Origin of the sequence: Paenibacillus sp. JJ1722, assembly GCF_048282685.1 — a bacterium.
Taxonomy (GTDB): domain Bacteria; phylum Bacillota; class Bacilli; order Paenibacillales; family Paenibacillaceae; genus Paenibacillus; species Paenibacillus polymyxa_B.
In genome coordinates this window covers 5,853,395-5,870,212 of sequence record NZ_CP182500.1, presented here as the reverse complement: position 1 = coordinate 5,870,212, position 16,818 = coordinate 5,853,395, and the positions used below count along the sequence as shown (strand labels likewise).

At 47.0% G+C, this 16,818-nt stretch carries 12 protein-coding genes; 6 read left to right on the top strand and 6 right to left on the bottom strand.

Features of this window, described 5'->3' with window-relative positions:
- Nucleotides 1–41: 41 nt before the first annotated feature.
- From ACM1ND_RS26125 to ACM1ND_RS26115, 3 genes are all read right to left on the bottom strand, one after another.
- A complete protein-coding gene (locus ACM1ND_RS26125; RefSeq protein ID WP_023990952.1) occupies nucleotides 42–1,169 on the bottom strand; it encodes a glycoside hydrolase family 88/105 protein in 1,128 nt (375 codons plus the stop codon).
- 49 nt (nucleotides 1,170–1,218) lie between these two features.
- A complete protein-coding gene (locus tag ACM1ND_RS26120) occupies nucleotides 1,219–2,751 on the bottom strand; it encodes an MFS transporter (RefSeq protein WP_029518760.1) in 1,533 nt (510 codons plus the stop codon).
- Nucleotides 2,752–2,863: 112 nt separating this feature from the next.
- Nucleotides 2,864–4,216, bottom strand: a complete 1,353-nt coding sequence (locus ACM1ND_RS26115; protein WP_418026878.1) for a right-handed parallel beta-helix repeat-containing protein — start codon at nucleotides 4,214–4,216, stop codon at nucleotides 2,864–2,866.
- Between the two features lie 331 nt (nucleotides 4,217–4,547).
- On the opposite strand from ACM1ND_RS26115, the gene lepB reads away from it, so the two are divergent.
- Nucleotides 4,548–5,168 carry a signal peptidase I gene (gene lepB, locus ACM1ND_RS26110; RefSeq protein ID WP_068939127.1) on the top strand — a complete coding sequence of 207 codons (621 nt, stop codon included), beginning with the start codon at nucleotides 4,548–4,550 and terminating at the stop codon, nucleotides 5,166–5,168.
- Nucleotides 5,169–5,229: 61 nt separating this feature from the next.
- Here lepB and ACM1ND_RS26105 read toward each other — a convergent pair whose 3' ends face one another.
- Complete coding sequence (locus tag ACM1ND_RS26105) at nucleotides 5,230–6,432, bottom strand: GTP-binding protein (protein WP_279833306.1); 1,203 nt, start codon at nucleotides 6,430–6,432, stop codon at nucleotides 5,230–5,232.
- A gap of 326 nt (nucleotides 6,433–6,758) precedes the next feature.
- Here ACM1ND_RS26105 and ACM1ND_RS26100 point away from each other — a divergent pair, with 326 nt between their 5' ends.
- Entirely contained in the window at nucleotides 6,759–8,447 is a 1,689-nt protein-coding gene (locus tag ACM1ND_RS26100; RefSeq protein ID WP_028540856.1) for a methyl-accepting chemotaxis protein, read from the top strand.
- Nucleotides 8,448–8,548: 101 nt separating this feature from the next.
- Here the strand turns inward: ACM1ND_RS26100 and ACM1ND_RS26095 are convergent, their stop codons facing one another.
- The gene (locus ACM1ND_RS26095; RefSeq protein ID WP_013312583.1) at nucleotides 8,549–9,379 is read right to left on the bottom strand and encodes a carbohydrate ABC transporter permease; all 831 of its coding nucleotides are present in this window, start codon (nucleotides 9,377–9,379) and stop codon (nucleotides 8,549–8,551) included.
- Nucleotides 9,379–10,275 carry a carbohydrate ABC transporter permease gene (locus ACM1ND_RS26090; protein ID WP_013312582.1) on the bottom strand — a complete coding sequence of 299 codons (897 nt, stop codon included), beginning with the start codon at nucleotides 10,273–10,275 and terminating at the stop codon, nucleotides 9,379–9,381. The genes ACM1ND_RS26095 and ACM1ND_RS26090 overlap by 1 nt, the downstream gene beginning before the upstream one ends.
- 122 nt (nucleotides 10,276–10,397) lie before the next feature.
- Here ACM1ND_RS26090 and ACM1ND_RS26085 point away from each other — a divergent pair, with 122 nt between their 5' ends.
- The 4 genes from ACM1ND_RS26085 to ACM1ND_RS26070 all read left to right on the top strand — a co-directional run bounded on the left by ACM1ND_RS26085 (nucleotide 10,398) and on the right by ACM1ND_RS26070 (nucleotide 16,653).
- The gene (locus ACM1ND_RS26085; RefSeq protein WP_023990949.1) at nucleotides 10,398–12,257 is read left to right on the top strand and encodes a cache domain-containing sensor histidine kinase; all 1,860 of its coding nucleotides are present in this window, start codon (nucleotides 10,398–10,400) and stop codon (nucleotides 12,255–12,257) included.
- Nucleotides 12,250–13,896: a response regulator transcription factor gene (locus ACM1ND_RS26080; RefSeq protein WP_418026877.1), complete on the top strand. Its 1,647-nt coding sequence runs from the start codon at nucleotides 12,250–12,252 to the stop codon at nucleotides 13,894–13,896. Before ACM1ND_RS26085 ends, ACM1ND_RS26080 begins: the two co-directional genes overlap by 8 nt.
- 106 nt (nucleotides 13,897–14,002) lie before the next feature.
- The gene (locus tag ACM1ND_RS26075; protein WP_028540854.1) at nucleotides 14,003–15,307 is read left to right on the top strand and encodes an ABC transporter substrate-binding protein; all 1,305 of its coding nucleotides are present in this window, start codon (nucleotides 14,003–14,005) and stop codon (nucleotides 15,305–15,307) included.
- Between the two features lie 317 nt (nucleotides 15,308–15,624).
- A complete protein-coding gene (locus ACM1ND_RS26070) occupies nucleotides 15,625–16,653 on the top strand; it encodes an NADH:flavin oxidoreductase/NADH oxidase (RefSeq protein WP_338532971.1) in 1,029 nt (342 codons plus the stop codon).
- Nucleotides 16,654–16,818: the final 165 nt, after the last annotated feature.

Here is a 16,818-nt window from a genome sequence, read left to right as displayed (position 1 = left end):
GCCACCGTCCTTTTTGCAATTAAGGTTTATACTTCGCGTGTTTAGATGCGTTCTGCTTCACCCATCGCCTGAATGAAAGCTCCGATACCTTTGGGATCGTTGGTTATAATCGGCTCGCTGATATAGTAAGCGAAGGTGCCATCCCGACGATCTTTACCACCCAAACCGCTTACTTGCACCGTTTTGTTCAGATTCACGAGTCCTTCTTCAGTAATCGTGATAAATTCATCGATAATTCCCTTACGGATAATTTCTGCCTCTTGACGATATTGCTCTGGCAGATAGCCTTTGCGAACGCCCTTGGCAATAGCATAGAGAATCATGCAGGAAGCAGAGGCTTCCAGATAGTTGCCTTTCACATGGCCCAGGTTGAGCACTTGATAAAAGACACCACTTTCTTTATCACGCACTTTCAGCAGGGCTTCCAGTGTTTCCGTCAGCATATCAATCAGGACGGGACGGTCTGCATGATCCTCTGGAATATAGTCCAGCACGTCAACGAGTGCCATAACGAACCAACCCATCGAGCGTCCCCAGAAATTTTTGGAGCAGCCTGTTTCCGGGTTGCACCAATGCTGCTCACCTTTCTCATCCCAGGCATGGTAGAGCAGGCCTGTTTTAGGATCACGTGTATGTTCATAGCAGAGCTTGAATTGCAGGGTCACATCGTCAAACTCTGACGGATCTCCGAATTCACGGATAAATTCAGCGTAGAACGGGGCACCCATGTACAAGCCGTCGAGCCAAATTTGATACGGATAAATTTGCTTATGCCAGAATGCGCCTTCGCTTGTGCGCGGGTGTTTTTCCAGCTGACTGCGTAATTGGTAGGCAGCCTTCTTATATCGTTCATCTCCTGTAGCACGATACAGAGAGAAGAGCAGTTTGCCGTTATTCACATGGTCAATATTGTACTCATCTACTTTATAGCGCTGAATAACGCCATTTTCGTCAACAAAATGATCCATATGTTTCTTTATATATTCCATATACTTGGGATCGCCTGTCAGTTCGCCAACCCATTCCAGACCTCTGTAAATGACGCCGTGGTCATATTCCCATTTTTCGTAAAATTCTGGACTCCGTTGTAGAACGGAATCGCTCATACGTACTGCCCAAGAATCTGTTTTTGTAGGACTGGTTGTTGGTTGTGATGTTGGATTTGCCATGATACAGTCACCTCTTTAGTAAATGTTTAATCTGTATTTGTTATTGTTATTACATAGACGGAGTGTGTGTTTTAGGGTCAACAGGTTTGTTCTTGAAGCCCACGTTATTGTTGCCCCAGCACCGATCGTAATGGAAACCTGTCAGTTCCTCGAATACCTTTCGTGCTTCCGGTTTGGCTGATTTCATGGAGCCACCGTTTTTGAGGCGGTCAATTTCGGCGATTAGCTTCTTGTGGCTGTCGATATCCAGCTTCATCACGACAGACGCAATCATACCGATGATCGCGAGAACGATGGTACCGACCACGAGTACATAAAAGATGGCGTGCTGAGCAGCGACTGGCTGACTATCAGCCCCGGATACAAAGCCAAAATGCTGTAATACCCAGCCAAGAATGAAGACGACAACGGCCCGCACCATTTTTCCGGCAAAAGTCATCATACCTGCATAAATACCTTCCCGGCGACGGCCAGTCAACGCTTCATCCACATCGGCAAGGAACGTGTATTGATTCCAAGGGATGTAGTAGACGCCCCCTGTACCAAGTCCCATGAACAGTGTGATGACATATAGCCATACCATCGTATTAGAGGCTCCCGTTATATAGAGCAGGCCATAACCTGCTACGCTGAAGCAAACGACAACGAGTGCGGCGATAAAAGGCATACGGAACCCTTTACGCACACAGAATTGGATGAAGAAATAGGTAGAAATCAATTGAATGACAGAGTTAAAGCTGTTCAAATTGGATACCATCTCCGAGCTTTGGAACAAGGAGAAGACAATAAAGTACGTAAAAGCAGAAGTAAACAGCCACTCAGCTGAAAAGCCGCCCAGGTACATCCCGAGATGATGACGGAACGTCTTGACTCGGAAGGTAGAGGAAATGTCGATAAACAACTTTTTCATCGAATCTATAAAGGAAAGCGGAGCTTCACCTTCCAGTTCCTTTTGCAGTTCCTCACTTGGACGTTCCCAGGAGTTTTTATACAAGAATGCCATCGCAATCAGCAGAATAGCTGCAAAAACGAGACCGGTATAAAAGAAAGGCAATGGAGAGTCTTTGCCATACTCAGCAATAAAACGACCAGGGATAAAAGCAGCCGCAAAATTGGCGATTTTGCCAAACATGGCCTTCCATCCGGTCAATCTGGAGCGTGCGCCGAAATCTCGGGTCATCTCTGACGCTAGTGCTTCATACGGCACCATGACAGAGGTATACACCAGTTCAAACAGTACGTACGTACTCAGGTAATACCAGAAGCCCAACCCATCTACCCAAAGCATCGGATACACGAGCATCAGCGGGATACCCATCATGATGAAAAAGCGTCGTCTGCCAAATTTACGGCCCAAGCGGGTCCGGTGAAAGTTATCGCTGATAAAGCCCATGATCGGATTGCTGACTGCATCTATGATGCTGGCAACAGAGAAAATGGCCGCGGCCTGAACGGGAGACAGTCCGCAAAAGGTTGTATAAAAGTACATTAACCACGCACCGCTAATAGCAAGTGCGCCACTTCCCAGCATGTTACCGCTTCCATAGGCGAGTGTATGTTTCAGTGTGATTCTTCGTTCCATGATCTGTTCACCTCATATTTTGTCTGGTTATGAGGACAATCACCGGTCGCTATATTATGCAGAATTGTCTAAGTTGGTAGATGGGCCAGGGCGTCCTGATTAGGCGGGGCTTTTAACGTGCCCCTATATTTTTTCCGCTCGGAGTACCCGAGCCGATCAGATCGCTTCCTTTGGCCAGCTTAAGGAAATCACCTAGCTGGATGGAACCGTCTGCACTTCGAGTGATAGAAGGCGTGAGACTAACAAAGTCGTCTGCACTGACTACCAGACCTTTGGCATTTGTCGATTTTTTGTTTTTCCACCAAACGCTAGAGTTGTCTTGATCTGTACCGCTTGTTTTGTCACTAGCGCTTCCCTCAAAGGAAAGATTGTTTATGAACACGTGATCACCCTTGTCAAAAGCAAAATTACTTTGTCCATTGTCCCACGAAGTATTATTGGTCAACGTAATGCTGCCGGGGTTGCTATTGTAGGTGAAGCCGTGTTTTTTGTTCTGGAAAGCAATGCTGTTTTTCACAATATGGTTGACTTTGATTTTGTCTCCACCCAGCTTAAATCCGTTGCCGTCGCTGTTCGCGGTAGACGTTCCATCTGAGGTCTGCCCGTTGTGGTGGGCCACACTGTTCAAAATGGTTACTTCGCCGATGGGACCCGTTTCGGTTTTGCTATACAAATCCCAGCCATCGTCTACGTTGTACGCAGCCAAGCAGTTATCAAACACATTGCCTGATCCTACAGTTAATTTAGCCGCGAAGCCATCGGCATCCTCACCATTATCGGGATCAGCGTTATCGTGAGAGTAAGAATTCAAAATCAAATTGTTCGAAGGCCACTCACTAGTGGAAGCGTTAGGCGAGTAACGTCCAAGCTGGAGTCCAGTATCCCGGTTGTGGTGGGTTTCCACGTTTTCGATTCGGTTATTGCTGCCGCCGATATAGATACCATTATCTCCGGCACCCTTTACTTCAAGGCCCTTTACTAGCCAAAAGTCTCCGTTAAGTTGAAGTCCACGATTGGCTGAACCAAAGGCTTGAGCAGAGAAATCAAGTACCGGCTTTTCACTACCGTAAGCGACCAACCCTTTGAGTGAGCCGTTATTGCCGCTGTTTTCACGCTGAATTGTAATCGTTGAGGAGTAAGTGTAGTTACCACCGCGCAGATAAATAGTTTTACCAGGAGCAATTTGTGTAAGTGCTGCTTCGAGCGTGGTAGGACTGGATATTGTACCCGGATTGGACACGTTACCATTTGGCGACACATACAAATCTCCTGCCGCTAACGTTGTGGAGACAGCTGTTGCGTCGGTTGTACTAACTGCCTTTTCTGTGAGTGCAGAAGAAGGGATGTCGTTGGATGACGTATCTGCGTAAGCGGTTCCAATAAGACAAGAAGAAGCGAAAACAAAAGAAACACCGAGCCTTAGAGCGTTAAATCCGTTTTTTGGACGATCATTTCGTTTAAACATGTAATTTCCTCCTTATTTGAGCTCATATTTTAAAAGAAGATAGCATCTATAAAAGTGACTCATGCTGTCTTTCCACTAAAAACAGGACACCTCCTGGGGGGACAGATTGATCTACCATTAGTCCAAAACGCTCTAAGAAGTATATGCACAGTGTAATATATGTTAACGTTTGCATCAACAGTTTTTTACTGTTTTTTTGATATTGTGAAAAAAAGTTCACACTTTTGTTTCAACTAAAAATGCAATTTTGCCAGACTGGGAAAATTTGATTATACTTAAACATTATACATATAATAGGAATGAAAACTGTGAGAAAGGGTGGGTTTAGTGCATGGAGAGTGGAAATCATTTGACGGATTCAACTGTCGAACAATTGCAGGAAAAGCAGCCACGAGTGAAAAATGAGATGATCGATTGGCTTAAGGCCATTATTGTAGCCATTGTGCTCGTGTTCATTATACGTTGGCTATTATTTGCGCCATTTATTGTTGAGGGAGCGTCCATGGAACCGAATTTCAAGACAGATGAACGAGTGGTCGTGAACAAGGTGATTTACGATTTTCGTGATCCTAAACCGAGTGAGGTTGTTGTATTCCATGTGAGAAAGGAACAAAAAGACTTTATTAAGCGTGTTATTGGAGTAGCTGGAGATACGATTCAGTATCAAGGAGATCATCTTTATGTGAACGGTAAGAAAGTAGAGGAGTCATACATTCAGGGAGCTATTCAGGATGCGCACGCCAAGGGAGAACTATATAACAATGTCGATTTTCCAAATGGAACCATAACCGATTCCAAGGTACCTGAGGGTTATATTTTTGTGATGGGCGACCACCGCAATAATAGTAGGGATAGTCGTGCTATTGGTTTTGTTTCTATTAAAGATATCGTTGGCCGTGCGGATGTGATTTTTTGGCCGGTGGATAGCTCGCAATGGGTTAAGCATAAATAATATAAGAGCGCCTAAGAGGGGGGGGATTCCTCACTTAAGGCGCTTTTATTTTATAACCTCATTATATTTTTTTCGTAAACGGGTCAGGCAGCTTGCGCCAATCCTGCTCCATTTCTTCAGGGGTCAGCAGTGTCTCATCCAGGGTGCGCTCGATTTCTTCCCGGTTCATATCGATACCAATAAATACGAGTTTGGTCACCCGGTCACCATACTTTTCGTCCCAGTCAGGTGTCTTTTCGAAATCTTCGCCAAGATAGTATTGGCGTTCTTCTTCAGTCAAGGCAGATACCCACAGTCCTGCGCGTGCGAATTGTTTGGAGCTACCCGCCTGACTGAATGTAAAAGCAGTGCGGTTCTGCGTGGCGAGCCACACCAATCCCTTGGAACGTACAACCTCAGCAGGCCATTGAGCCAGCCATTTCAACAAACGTTCAGGATGAAATGGGATTTTGCGCTTGTACACAAACGAAGCAATGCCATATTCTTCTGTCTCCGGTACGTGCTCTTCTTTGTTCATTTCCTGTATCCAGCCTGCCGCCTGACTAGCTGTTTCAAAATTGAAGCGATGCGTGTTCAAAATCTCTTTTGGGTCCACCTTACCGTACTCGGAACGGATGATTTTGGCGTTTGGTTGAATGCCGCGTAACGCTTTTTCCAGTCGTTCCAGCTCTTCTGGGGATACCAGATCGCATTTATTAATGATCAGCACATCACAAAATTCCACCTGTTCTATGAGCAGATCAACGATGCCGCGTGCATCCTCTTCTGCCACTTCCTGTCCGCGATCCCTGAGGGAGTCCCTAGAGTAGAAGTCTTTCCAAAATTCCGGTGCATTCACGACGGTGACCATAGTATCCAGTCGGGTCAGCTTGGTCAAATCAATTCCATTTTCCTCATCTACATAACTGAAGGTCTGTGCTACCGGAATGGGCTCACCTATACCCGTGGACTCGATAAGAATATAGTCAAACCTTTTGTCGAGTGCCAGTCGTTCTACCTCTTTTAATAAATCTTCCCGCAGGGTACAGCAGATGCAACCGTTGGACATTTCCACCAGCTTCTCATCCACACGAGATAATCCTCCACCGTCACGAACGAGATCAGCATCAATGTTTACCTCACTCATATCATTGACAATGACGGCTACCCGCAAGCCTTCCCGGTTATTCAGCACATGGTTCAGCAGTGTGGTTTTGCCGGAGCCGAGGTACCCGCTTAGTACCGTGACCGGTATTTTCTTTTCCAATTCCATAGCGTTTGCCAACGTAATCACTCTTCCCTTCGAAAGTATCATGAAATGTCGAATGTGCTGTAGTGGTATCATGCGAGATAGGAAAGCAGACGTGCTTTCTTTGCCTTTCTTTAATCGTAATAATTACGAATAGTAAAATTAGTAAATCATTATTAAGAGGAATTGTCAAGGAAGGTAAGGTCACCTGATAAGAACTGTATTAATTTTCAAATCGATAAATAATTAAAATTTTAGGTAATTTGTACGATAAAATAAGTATCCATGATGGAACAGATTCGGCTTAAGTTGTATAGAGTTGTGACGGCATGGCGTCAGATTAGAGAGGACGTATCCAATACATGCGGACAATAGGAATAGGCACAAAAATTAGTGGTATGGTGATCGGCATTTTGATAGTGTTGTCTGTCGTGATCGCTTATGTGGCTACTAGCCGAATGCAGGAGGGTATTGAGGCTTTTGCTACCGAAAAGGCTAAAAATGACTTGAATATGGCAACCCGCCTAGTGGACTACAAGTATAGCGGGGCATGGCAGATCAAGGACGGGCAATTATATAAGGGGAGCCAACGGATTAACAATAATGAGGAAATCGTCGATGAAATTGGCGAGGCAACAGGCGATACAGTGACTTTCTTTCAAGGGGAGCAACGGGTAGCGACGAATGTCATGCTGGAGGGCAAACGAGCTGTAGGCACGAAAGTATCGGAGAAGGTGGCTACCGTTGTCTTAAAGCAGGGTCAGCCCTATTATGGTCAAGCGGTAGTAGTTGGCAAAACGTATCAAGCTGCGTACACACCCATCCGCAGTGCGGACGGTGCTGTGATTGGCATTCTGTATGTAGGTGCATCGCAATCGATCATTGACGGGATCATTAGCGGGTTTATCCGCCAGTTTATGATTGTAATTGTAATTGCTATTGCGGTGTCGCTAGCCGTGATTCTCTGGTACATGAGCAGGGTAAACCGCAGGCTGGGCCGTGTAGGCCAAGCGCTCGCCAAGGCAGGTCAGGGAGATTTTACTTCTGTCCTGCTTGACCGGAGTGGAGATGAGCTTGGGCGGCTGAGTGTCAACTATAATGAAATGCGAGAAAATTTGAGCATTTTGATTTCCGAGGGCATGCATGCTTGTGGAGCGGTAGCCGATTCAACGGGGCGGCTTGCTGTCATTGCTGAAGCATCGACCAGGCAGGCCAATAGGATTGCAGACACCATACGGCAGGTTGCAGACGGAGCCGGAGCGCAGACCCGAAGCGTGTTGGAAAATCAGACGGCGATGGAAGAGATGGCTCAGGGCATTCAGAATGTCGCGGAAAATGCTTCTGAGATTGCGGAAGCTGCTATCTACTCCAAGCAGCAGGCGGAGGCAGGAGCGGAAACGGCGCGCCTCACGGTGGAACAGATGGGGGAGCTGCATTCGTCCATCCAGCATACGGAGGCTCTGATTCAAGCGCTTCACCGTCAATCAGGTGAAATTACCGGAATCATGCAGGTTATTCAGGAAATATCTGAACAGACGGGACTGCTGGCGCTGAATGCCTCTATTGAAGCTGCTCGCGCAGGTGAGCAGGGACGAGGATTCGAGGTTGTAGCATCCGAGGTGCGGAAGCTAGCAGATCAATCGGGAATAGCCTCCCGCCAAGTGGCGCAGCTTATCCAAAACATTGATGGAGATGTACAGCGCTCGGCAGAAGCGATTGGACATGTGGTAACGCATGTGGACAGCGGGCTGCGGATGATGAACGAGACACATGACAGCTTCGAACATATCGTAGAAAGAAGCACTCACATTGCGGAACGGATCGAAAGCATGGCAGCAACCGCAGAACAAATGTCAGCAGGTGTGCAGGAAGTTACCGCTTCTGCTACTGAAATTATTGTCATCGCCCGCAGGACGAGCGGCGGCTCACAGGAAGTATCGGTTGCAGCCTCTGACCAGATGGAAGAGATTAACCGTCTAAATACCTGCTCTGCTGACCTACAGCTTGCTATGGAAGAGATGCTGAAAGCGCTAGGCCAGTTTAAGGCTTAATGAATACTGTACAGAAGTCATGATGGATATCACGAAGACAAGAGGACTTGCGCGAACAACACGCAAGTCCTCTTTTTTGTATCTGGCTTCGAATACTTGACTCAGCCTTTGACGGCTCCGGCGACGACGCCTTTGACAATGTATTTTTGCAGAAAAATAAATACGATAATGGAAGGCAGCACAGCCATTACCATCGCGGTCATGGCATATTGCCAGTCTGACGTATACTGTCCAACGAAGGTGTAGGCGGCCAGCGTCAGCGTTTTGGTGCTGGGTGAGCCGTTGACCATGAGAAGCGGAAGCAGAAAATCGTTCCAAATCCACATCACGTCGATAATGACAATGGTGGCGGTGACTGATTTCAGCAAGGGGAAAATCACGGAAAAGAAAAGCCGGAAGCCCGAGGCTCCATCGATTTTGGCGCTTTCGTCAATCTCAGCCGGAATACCTTTCACGAAGCCGTGATAGATAAACACTGCCAGCGGTGCGCCGAAGCCCCAATACAGCAAGCCAAGTCCCCAAGTGCTGTCTGCCAGATTTAAGTCTTTCGCCAGTCGCAAGACAGTGAGCATGATGGACTGAAACGGGATCAGCATCGGCATAATGCACAGCATGTAAATCACGGAGCTCCATTTGCTTTTGGTTCTTGCCAGCTTGTAGGCCGCGATGGAAGATATCAGCACGATACCTGCCAGGCCGACGACGGTAATAATGGTGTTATTCAGAAATAAGCGTGGATAGTCAATGAATTTCCATACGTATACGTAGTTATCCAGCGAAAGCTGCTTGGGCAGCGCAATGACGTCGGTCATGACCTCAGCGAAGCTTTTGAACGAATTGTTAATGGCGAGAAACAGCGGGTACAAAAATAACAGTGATAATACAATCATGCCCGCTTCTAGCAAAATACGTCCCGTACGGCTGCGTTGCATCAGGCTTCAACCTCCCTGCGTTTGAAAATAGACAATTGAATAATCGTAATGATCAGGACTGCAACGAATAAAATCAATGCTTTGGCTGTTCCGTAGCCATACAGATTGTTCTGGAACGTGTCCCGGTAAATATCATACGCAATGCTGTATGTCGTACCTCCCGGTCCACCGCCGGTCAGAGATAAAATGACGTCAAACACTTTGATCGAGTTGGTCAGTGCCATGAAGACTGAGATCGTAATGGAAGGTGCGAGCATCGGTAGAATAATACTGAAAAATCTCCGAATCGGCCCCGCGCCATCAACAATGGCAGCCTCTTTTAGATCCTCTGGCACAGATTGTAAGCCTGCAATGTAAATGACCATGTAAAAGCCAATGGATTGCCAGATCGATACTGCCAAAATGGAAACAAACGCGAGCCCTTCCTCACCCAGCCAGCTCAGCTGGAAGATACCCCAGCCTGTACTGTGTCCCAGTGACTCAAAGCCTTGCATGAAGATGAATTTCCATATAAAGCCGACAATCACGAGACTGAGGATATACGGGATAAAGAAGGCCGCCCGCAGCCAAGCCGAGCTTTTCAGCTTCATATCGAGAACGAGCGCCAGCAAAATGGCCAGCACATTCACCAATACAATGTACAGGATGGCATACTTGACGGTAAACCAGGCTGCATGTGCAAAATTGGCGTCCCCAAGCAGGATTTGCTTGAAGTTATCCAAACCTACAAATTTCGGATGTTTGGATATGCCGTTCCACTTGGTCAGGGAATAGCGTATCGTCATCAAAAACGGAATATAAAATGCAATCGTAATGCACAAGATTACGGGCAGTGTGAATAAACCGAATTCCAGTTTACTACCCTTGTCGCCCCAGGTTCCCCTTTTTTTCAGCATAACGCACCTCTTTTTCTCAACATTTTCCGCTCTTTCGCTCCAAGCTGTTTAAGATATAATGAAAGTATAGGATAGCCCCTAGGGCCGGACCAATGGATTTAAGAAAACAGTTGAGGGTAAAAATGTGTACGCTTTCAAAAGGGGCGGTTATCATGATGTCAGAGCGCGTAGGAACGATTCTTCGCTCCATGTGGAGGAGGATCACGCAAAAATTAGTGAACAAACTCATTCTTCTTTTTACCTCGGTGATTATTCTGGTGGTGGGCTCACTTACAATTATTTCCTATCAGATGATTGAAAAGGAGTCGGTTAACCATAGCATCGCCAGCACGACCAATAATCTGCTGCTGGTCAATCAGAATTTGGAGGATTACTTGGAGGGAATGCAGCAGTTGGCTCTTCCACAGCTACGTTATAACGATATCATGAACGCGATTGCCAATGAGAACCGGGACTATGCTTCGCGAATGGTCATTGAAGATTACTTGCGCAGCATGTTTTATTCACGTAATGATCTGGAAGCGATCTATCTGTACGTGGCGGACCGACATCAATACTATGTGGTTACCAGGGAGACGTACAACATTACGGTGCGCAAAGGAATAAACACGGATATTCCCAAGCTTCCTTGGTATAAAGAGGCGATGGCTAGTACCACGAACGAATCATTTCAATCCTTTGTAGGGTCCCGTTCTGATATGGGCTATGTGGCGCCACAAGCCAGCTTTATGGCATACCATCGAGTGCTGAGGTCGATTGCATCCCGTCACCCGCAGGCGGTGCTGTCCTTTTATTACAATACGAGCGCCGTGGATGAAATCATGCAGAACATCCCACTGGGCAAAGGGGACCAATTGATGCTAATGAGCCCTAAAGGGGTTCCCTTTTATGTGAATAGCTTTCCGCTCTATGAGCGGATGCGTGATTCCGGAGTGTTGGCACAGATCGGCAAGGGAGGAAGCGGGCGAGTAACGTGGTCAGATAGCAGTGGCAATCAGGAGTATTTGGTCGTCTATGATGCTGGTGAAAAAGATGGGTGGCAGCTCATCAAGCCCATCCCATACCGCCAGATTTATGAAGCAGCTACGACAACACGGAATTGGAGCTATGCCATCGGGGCTTTATTTTTAGGTGTGTCTATTATATTAGTGACACTGACCTCGAACGCCATTACCCGACCTTTACATAAGCTGTCCACCCAGATGAAGCGGTTTAGCACCGGAGATTTTGGAGCAACAGCTCCTGTGAAGGGACATGACGAGATTGCATATTTGTCGCTGCATTTTAACGAAATGGTCCAAAGAACCGAAGAACTTATTAATGAGCGCTATCGCATGAAGCTGGTCGAAAAGAATGCCATACTCAAGGCGTTGGAGGCTGAAATTAATCCTCATTTTCTGTACAATGCCCTGCAAGCCATATCCACACAGGCATTAAAGCGGGAGATGTTCGACATGGCGGATATGGTGGATGCATTGGCCCAAACGTTGCGGTATTCCATCAACGGCAAGGATATCGTAGTTGCCCGCGAAGAGCTCAAGCACATTGAACGGTATATAGGTCTGCAAAAAGCAAGGTTCGGGGCGAGACTGCGGGTCGAAGTGGTATGGGAGGAAACGCTGATGGAGTTGCCGATCCCGAGATTATCTGTGCAGACGTTGGTGGAAAACGCTATCAAGCATGCGTTGGAAAAAGTATCAAGCGATATTCTGATCGTCATTTCAGCCGAATCGAGTTCTACAAATGCCACAATTGCAGTCAGGGACAACGGACCTGGAATTTCAGAGGACAAGCTGAGAATGGTGCTGGATTCATTCCATGAAAAATGGGAAGAACGGGAGAGCGAGCATATTGGTTTGAAAAATCTGAACACACGGCTGAAGCTTTTGTACGGAGATCAGGCAGGATTATTCATACTTACGGATGAAACGGGAACGGAAATGAGAATGCAAATTCCCCGGGGAGGAAGTAGTCATGTATAACGTATTGATTATTGACGATGAAGAGCCGTTGCGCGAAGCCATTCGTATTATCGGGGACTGGGACCGTCTGGGCATCGAACATATTTATGAGGCGACGAATGGAAGGTTGGGACTGGAGCTGTTGGGTCAGCACCATATAGATGTGGTGATGGTCGATATGAAAATGCCTGAGCTGAACGGTATCGAATTTCTTCGTGCGATCGAAAAGGCATATCCCCATCTGCTGACGATTGTCATTAGCGGCTACAACGACTTTGAATTTACACGGCAGGCGATTCAATCCCGGGTGGTGGACTATCTGCTCAAACCTATCAATCGTCAGGATCTGAACCAGGCACTGCGCAAAGCAGTGGACATTCTGGAAAGCCGAGAGCAAAGCAAAAACAAGTTCATTAGCCAGAACATTACGCTGAATATGTCACTGCCGAAGCTGAAAGAGAAGCTATATTTGTCCATTTTGGACGGTAGCTTTAAAAGGCAGGCCAATACGGCGTTGCTCCCATTGATCGGAGCGGATCAGAAGGGGAATCGCTTTGGGGTGATCGTGCTGCGGCTGCTGAACAGGGATGAGATTCGCAGGACGCGTTTTCATGGCGATGCCGATCTGATGGATTTTGCCGTGACCAATGTGTTAGCTCAGACGTCAGATGAACGGTTGAGTTGTTTTAGCTTCTCCCATCCGCGACGGGAGCGTGAGGTCGTTTCGATCTGTACCCTGGCCCCAGGACAAGAAGAACATATGGCCTTACTATTGGCACAAGTGACACAGAAGGCGGTGGCCAACCTGCATGGGCTGTTCAGCATGGTGGTAGCTGCCGGATTGGGTAAGCTCTGTACAGATGTATTGGAGCTAGCGTCTGCTTATATGGATGCCAAGACGCTTATCCACAGTACGGATGTGTTGAAGCTGGAAGGGGAGTCCATTCTTCATATAGTGCCACGGCAAATGGGAATGCTAGAGGAAATGTCATGGACAGAGCGACTGTTGTCGATCCAAAAGGATGCTCAGACAGGTCAAGCAAACCGGGCAAAGGTACTGCTGGGCGATCTGCTGAAACAATTGGCATCAGGCCCTATTTTCCGTTTACAGGATGCGGATCGAATGATGAAGGAGTTCCATTTTTTACTGAGAGAAGCTGCGATTGAGTTGGGTGCGTCTACGTCAGCGTTGAATCAAGATGGAGCTTTGGAAGATCTGGAGCAAGTGGGGGAAAGCGATTTGTCTGCTGATTTTACGAGCTTTGTCCACTACGGTCAGAGATTGAATCGAATGCTGGAGCTTTACATTGCTGGGGTCCAACATGCTCAAGCGGGGAACCAGCCCTTTGACATAACGGACATCAAAAGGCACATCGACCGTTATTATTTTGAGGATATCAAAATTTCGTTTTTTGCCGAAACCTATTTTTTGAGTCGGGAATACCTGATGAAGCTGTTCAAGCAGCAGTTTGGTTACGGTATTCACGAATATGTGCAGAAGGTTAGAATGGACAAGGCGAAGGAGCTGCTGGGTGATTCTAGCCTGAAAATACAGGAAATCTCGGATATGCTTGGCTACAAAGATAAAAATTATTTCAGTAAGGCTTTTCGTAATTATTATCAGGTGTCACCGTCTGAGTATCGCGTAAGCCTGCAATAAACCACTTTTTTACCCTTAACGCTTCACTAATCTGCCTTTTTAAATTGGAGTATATTTTTTAGAATGAGCGCATGGACGTTGATCACAAACAAATGGGGGAGTATCCATGTTAAAGAAGATGATGGCGTTATCCGGCAGTTTGCTTTTGACGGTCGGTTTGTTGAGCGGATGTGGAAGCAGCGGCGGCACGGATGCGTCGAAAGAAAGTGCTGGCGGCAAAGAAGATTTGAAAACGGTTACAATAAATATGTTCACAGCCTCACCGGAGTATACCGATGCTTTTAACGCGTATATCGAGGAGTATAAGAAGGTCAAACCTAACGTGAAGATTAATCTGGAGATCATGCAGGCAGACTACAACACGATTCTGAAGTCGAAAATAGCCTCAGGTAGTACACCGGATGTATTCCAAACGACGGCAGGAGGCGACATTGACACGTATGCGGATTATAGCGCCGATCTGACCAATGAGCCACTGGCAGCAGCCATGACGGATGCTGTTCGAGCGAATATGAGTTCCAGTGACGGTAAAGTGCTGGGATTCCCGGTGAAGGGGAACCTGTTTACGCTGATTTACAATAAGGATTTGCTTACCAAGGCTGGGGTAACCTCCCCGCCGAAGACGATTGCAGAAATGCAGGATGCGGTCACCAAGCTAGAGGCGAAGGGCATTACTCCATTTGCCAATGCATATAAAGAGTGGTGGGTATGGAAGCATATCTTCCAACACTATGTAGATGCTGCTGCGCAGGATGCGGGCGTGGAACCGAAGCAACTCGTTAGCGATTTTATCGCAGGCAAAGCAAAAATCAAGGACTACCCAGTGCTGTACAACAACTTCTTTAACTTCATTGATTTGACGGTGAAACATGGCACAGATAAGCCGCTGGAACGGGACAGCAATGCGGAAGTAAGTGATTTTGCATCCGGAAAAGCTGCGTTTATGACGGGTAAAGGTGCGTGGGATGAGGAAGCAATCAAGAAAATTAATCCTGATCTTAAGATTGGCATCATGGGATATCCGGTGAGTGACAAAGCTGATCAATCGGTCATCATTACCGGTGCAGATCAGGCGCTGCGTATCAACAAGGATTCCGAAGTATCGAAGGAAACGATTGAATTTTTCAACTGGCTGTACACTTCGGAATACGGCAAGAACTGGTTCTCCCAGGTAGCGAAGGTGATTCCTCCAATTAAGGATGCACCGCTTCCTGATCTGGAAATGCCTAAGGAAATGGAAAGCATCTTGAAAACGTCGAAGTCCGGTGATCTGTCTGTTAACTACTCGCTGGATACGTTCCACCAAAAATTTGGCGAGCTGATGCAAGCATATATCAGCGGTAACATGAATAAGGATCAGGCGGTTGCAGAGATTGAGAAGGCATGGGTGCAATTAGGTTCAGCACAATAAGATTGGTTCCGCAGAGGCGTCCGTAAGGGCGTCTTTTTGTGTTATAGCTAGGAGGCCGAGAGTGCGTAGACAAAAAAATATTTAATAATATTTAAATATTTACTTGCAAAAAGTTATTGAGTTGTGGATAATAGGTTGTGTGCAATATATCTACAACATACGACATACATAATGACTGCAAGTTGCAAATGTGAGAGATCCCCTTTGGAGGGAATCTCTTTATTCCGTTTGGACTATGCCGATCATGTTTATAATAGACCGTGTAATTTGGAACGCATTTTCATTGATGTGGTAAAGGTAAAAAGGAGATGAACGTTTTGACGAATTCGTTGTTTACACCGTATACACTGAAAGATTTGGAATTAAAGAATCGTGTGGTGATGCCCCCGATGTGCCAATACTCGGTGACAGCCAAGGACGGGATTCCGAATGATTGGCATCATGTTCATTACCTGAGTCGGGCTATTGGAGGTACGGGCCTGATTATTATAGAAATGACAGACGTGGAACCAGATGGACGGATTACAGATTATGATCTGGGTCTTTGGTCAGACGAGCATGTCCCAGCTTATAAGAAGCTGGTTGATGGCATTCATGCGCACGGGTCCAAGGTAGGCATCCAGATTGCTCACGCGGGCCGTAAAGCTGAGGATGCAGCTGAGCCAGTTGCTCCTTCGGCCATTGCATACCCGGATGCGAATTATAAACAGCCACGCGCGCTTACGACGGAGGAAGTCCGTGGCATGGTGCAGAAATTCGCAGACGCTACCCGGCGTGCAGTTCAAGCGGGCGTGGATACGATTGAACTTCACGGGGCACATGGTTACTTGATTCACCAATTCCATTCGCCAGTTACGAACAAGCGAGACGACGTGTATGGTCAGGAGCTATCCCGTTTCGGTGTTGAGGTTATTCAGGCTGTACGTAAGCAAATGCCTGCGGGTATGCCGTTAATCTTACGCATCAGCGCGGTGGAATACGTAGATGGTGGGTACGATGTGGATCATGCCATTGAGCTGAGCCGTGCATATCAGGCGGCAGGCGTAGACGTGATCCATGTTAGCTCGGGCGGGGAAGGCCCTGCTGGCGTCAGAAAGCCGGGCAACTATCCGGGCTATCAAGTGCCGTTCGCACGCCAAATCCGCGAAGCACTGAACATCCCGGTGATCGCTGTCGGTGCACTGGATGATCCAGCCTTGGCGCAGTCCGTTATCGGCAACGAGGATGCCGATCTGGTCGCTGTGGGACGTGGATTGCTGCGCGATCCATATTGGGCGATTCATGCAGCAGTGACGCTGCGCGGCGAGAAGCCTTCCATACCTGAACAATATCAACGTGGCTACTGAGGCCTAAGTAATCCCCACGTTGTTTATATATAAACAAGGCACCTGCAACGAAGTGTACGCTTCGTCAGGTGCCTGTTTTGTTTTATGGACAGATGGTACAGTGTAAGCAATCTTACACGTAGTAGTGGTTATATTTTGTATACTTGTATTATTTAGTGATTAGGA

Coding starts and splice junctions, on each gene's coding strand:
- ACM1ND_RS26125 (WP_023990952.1), bottom strand. CDS start 1,169: ATGGCAAATCCAACATCACAACCAACAACCAGTCCTACAAAAACAGAT.
- ACM1ND_RS26120 (WP_029518760.1), bottom strand. CDS start 2,751: ATGGAACGAAGAATCACACTGAAACATACACTCGCCTATGGAAGCGGT.
- ACM1ND_RS26115 (WP_418026878.1), bottom strand. CDS start 4,216: ATGTTTAAACGAAATGATCGTCCAAAAAACGGATTTAACGCTCTAAGG.
- lepB (WP_068939127.1), top strand. CDS start 4,548: ATGGAGAGTGGAAATCATTTGACGGATTCAACTGTCGAACAATTGCAG.
- ACM1ND_RS26100 (WP_028540856.1), top strand. CDS start 6,759: ATGCGGACAATAGGAATAGGCACAAAAATTAGTGGTATGGTGATCGGC.
- ACM1ND_RS26095 (WP_013312583.1), bottom strand. CDS start 9,379: ATGCAACGCAGCCGTACGGGACGTATTTTGCTAGAAGCGGGCATGATT.
- ACM1ND_RS26090 (WP_013312582.1), bottom strand. CDS start 10,275: ATGCTGAAAAAAAGGGGAACCTGGGGCGACAAGGGTAGTAAACTGGAA.
- ACM1ND_RS26085 (WP_023990949.1), top strand. CDS start 10,398: ATGTGTACGCTTTCAAAAGGGGCGGTTATCATGATGTCAGAGCGCGTA.
- ACM1ND_RS26080 (WP_418026877.1), top strand. CDS start 12,250: ATGTATAACGTATTGATTATTGACGATGAAGAGCCGTTGCGCGAAGCC.
- ACM1ND_RS26075 (WP_028540854.1), top strand. CDS start 14,003: ATGTTAAAGAAGATGATGGCGTTATCCGGCAGTTTGCTTTTGACGGTC.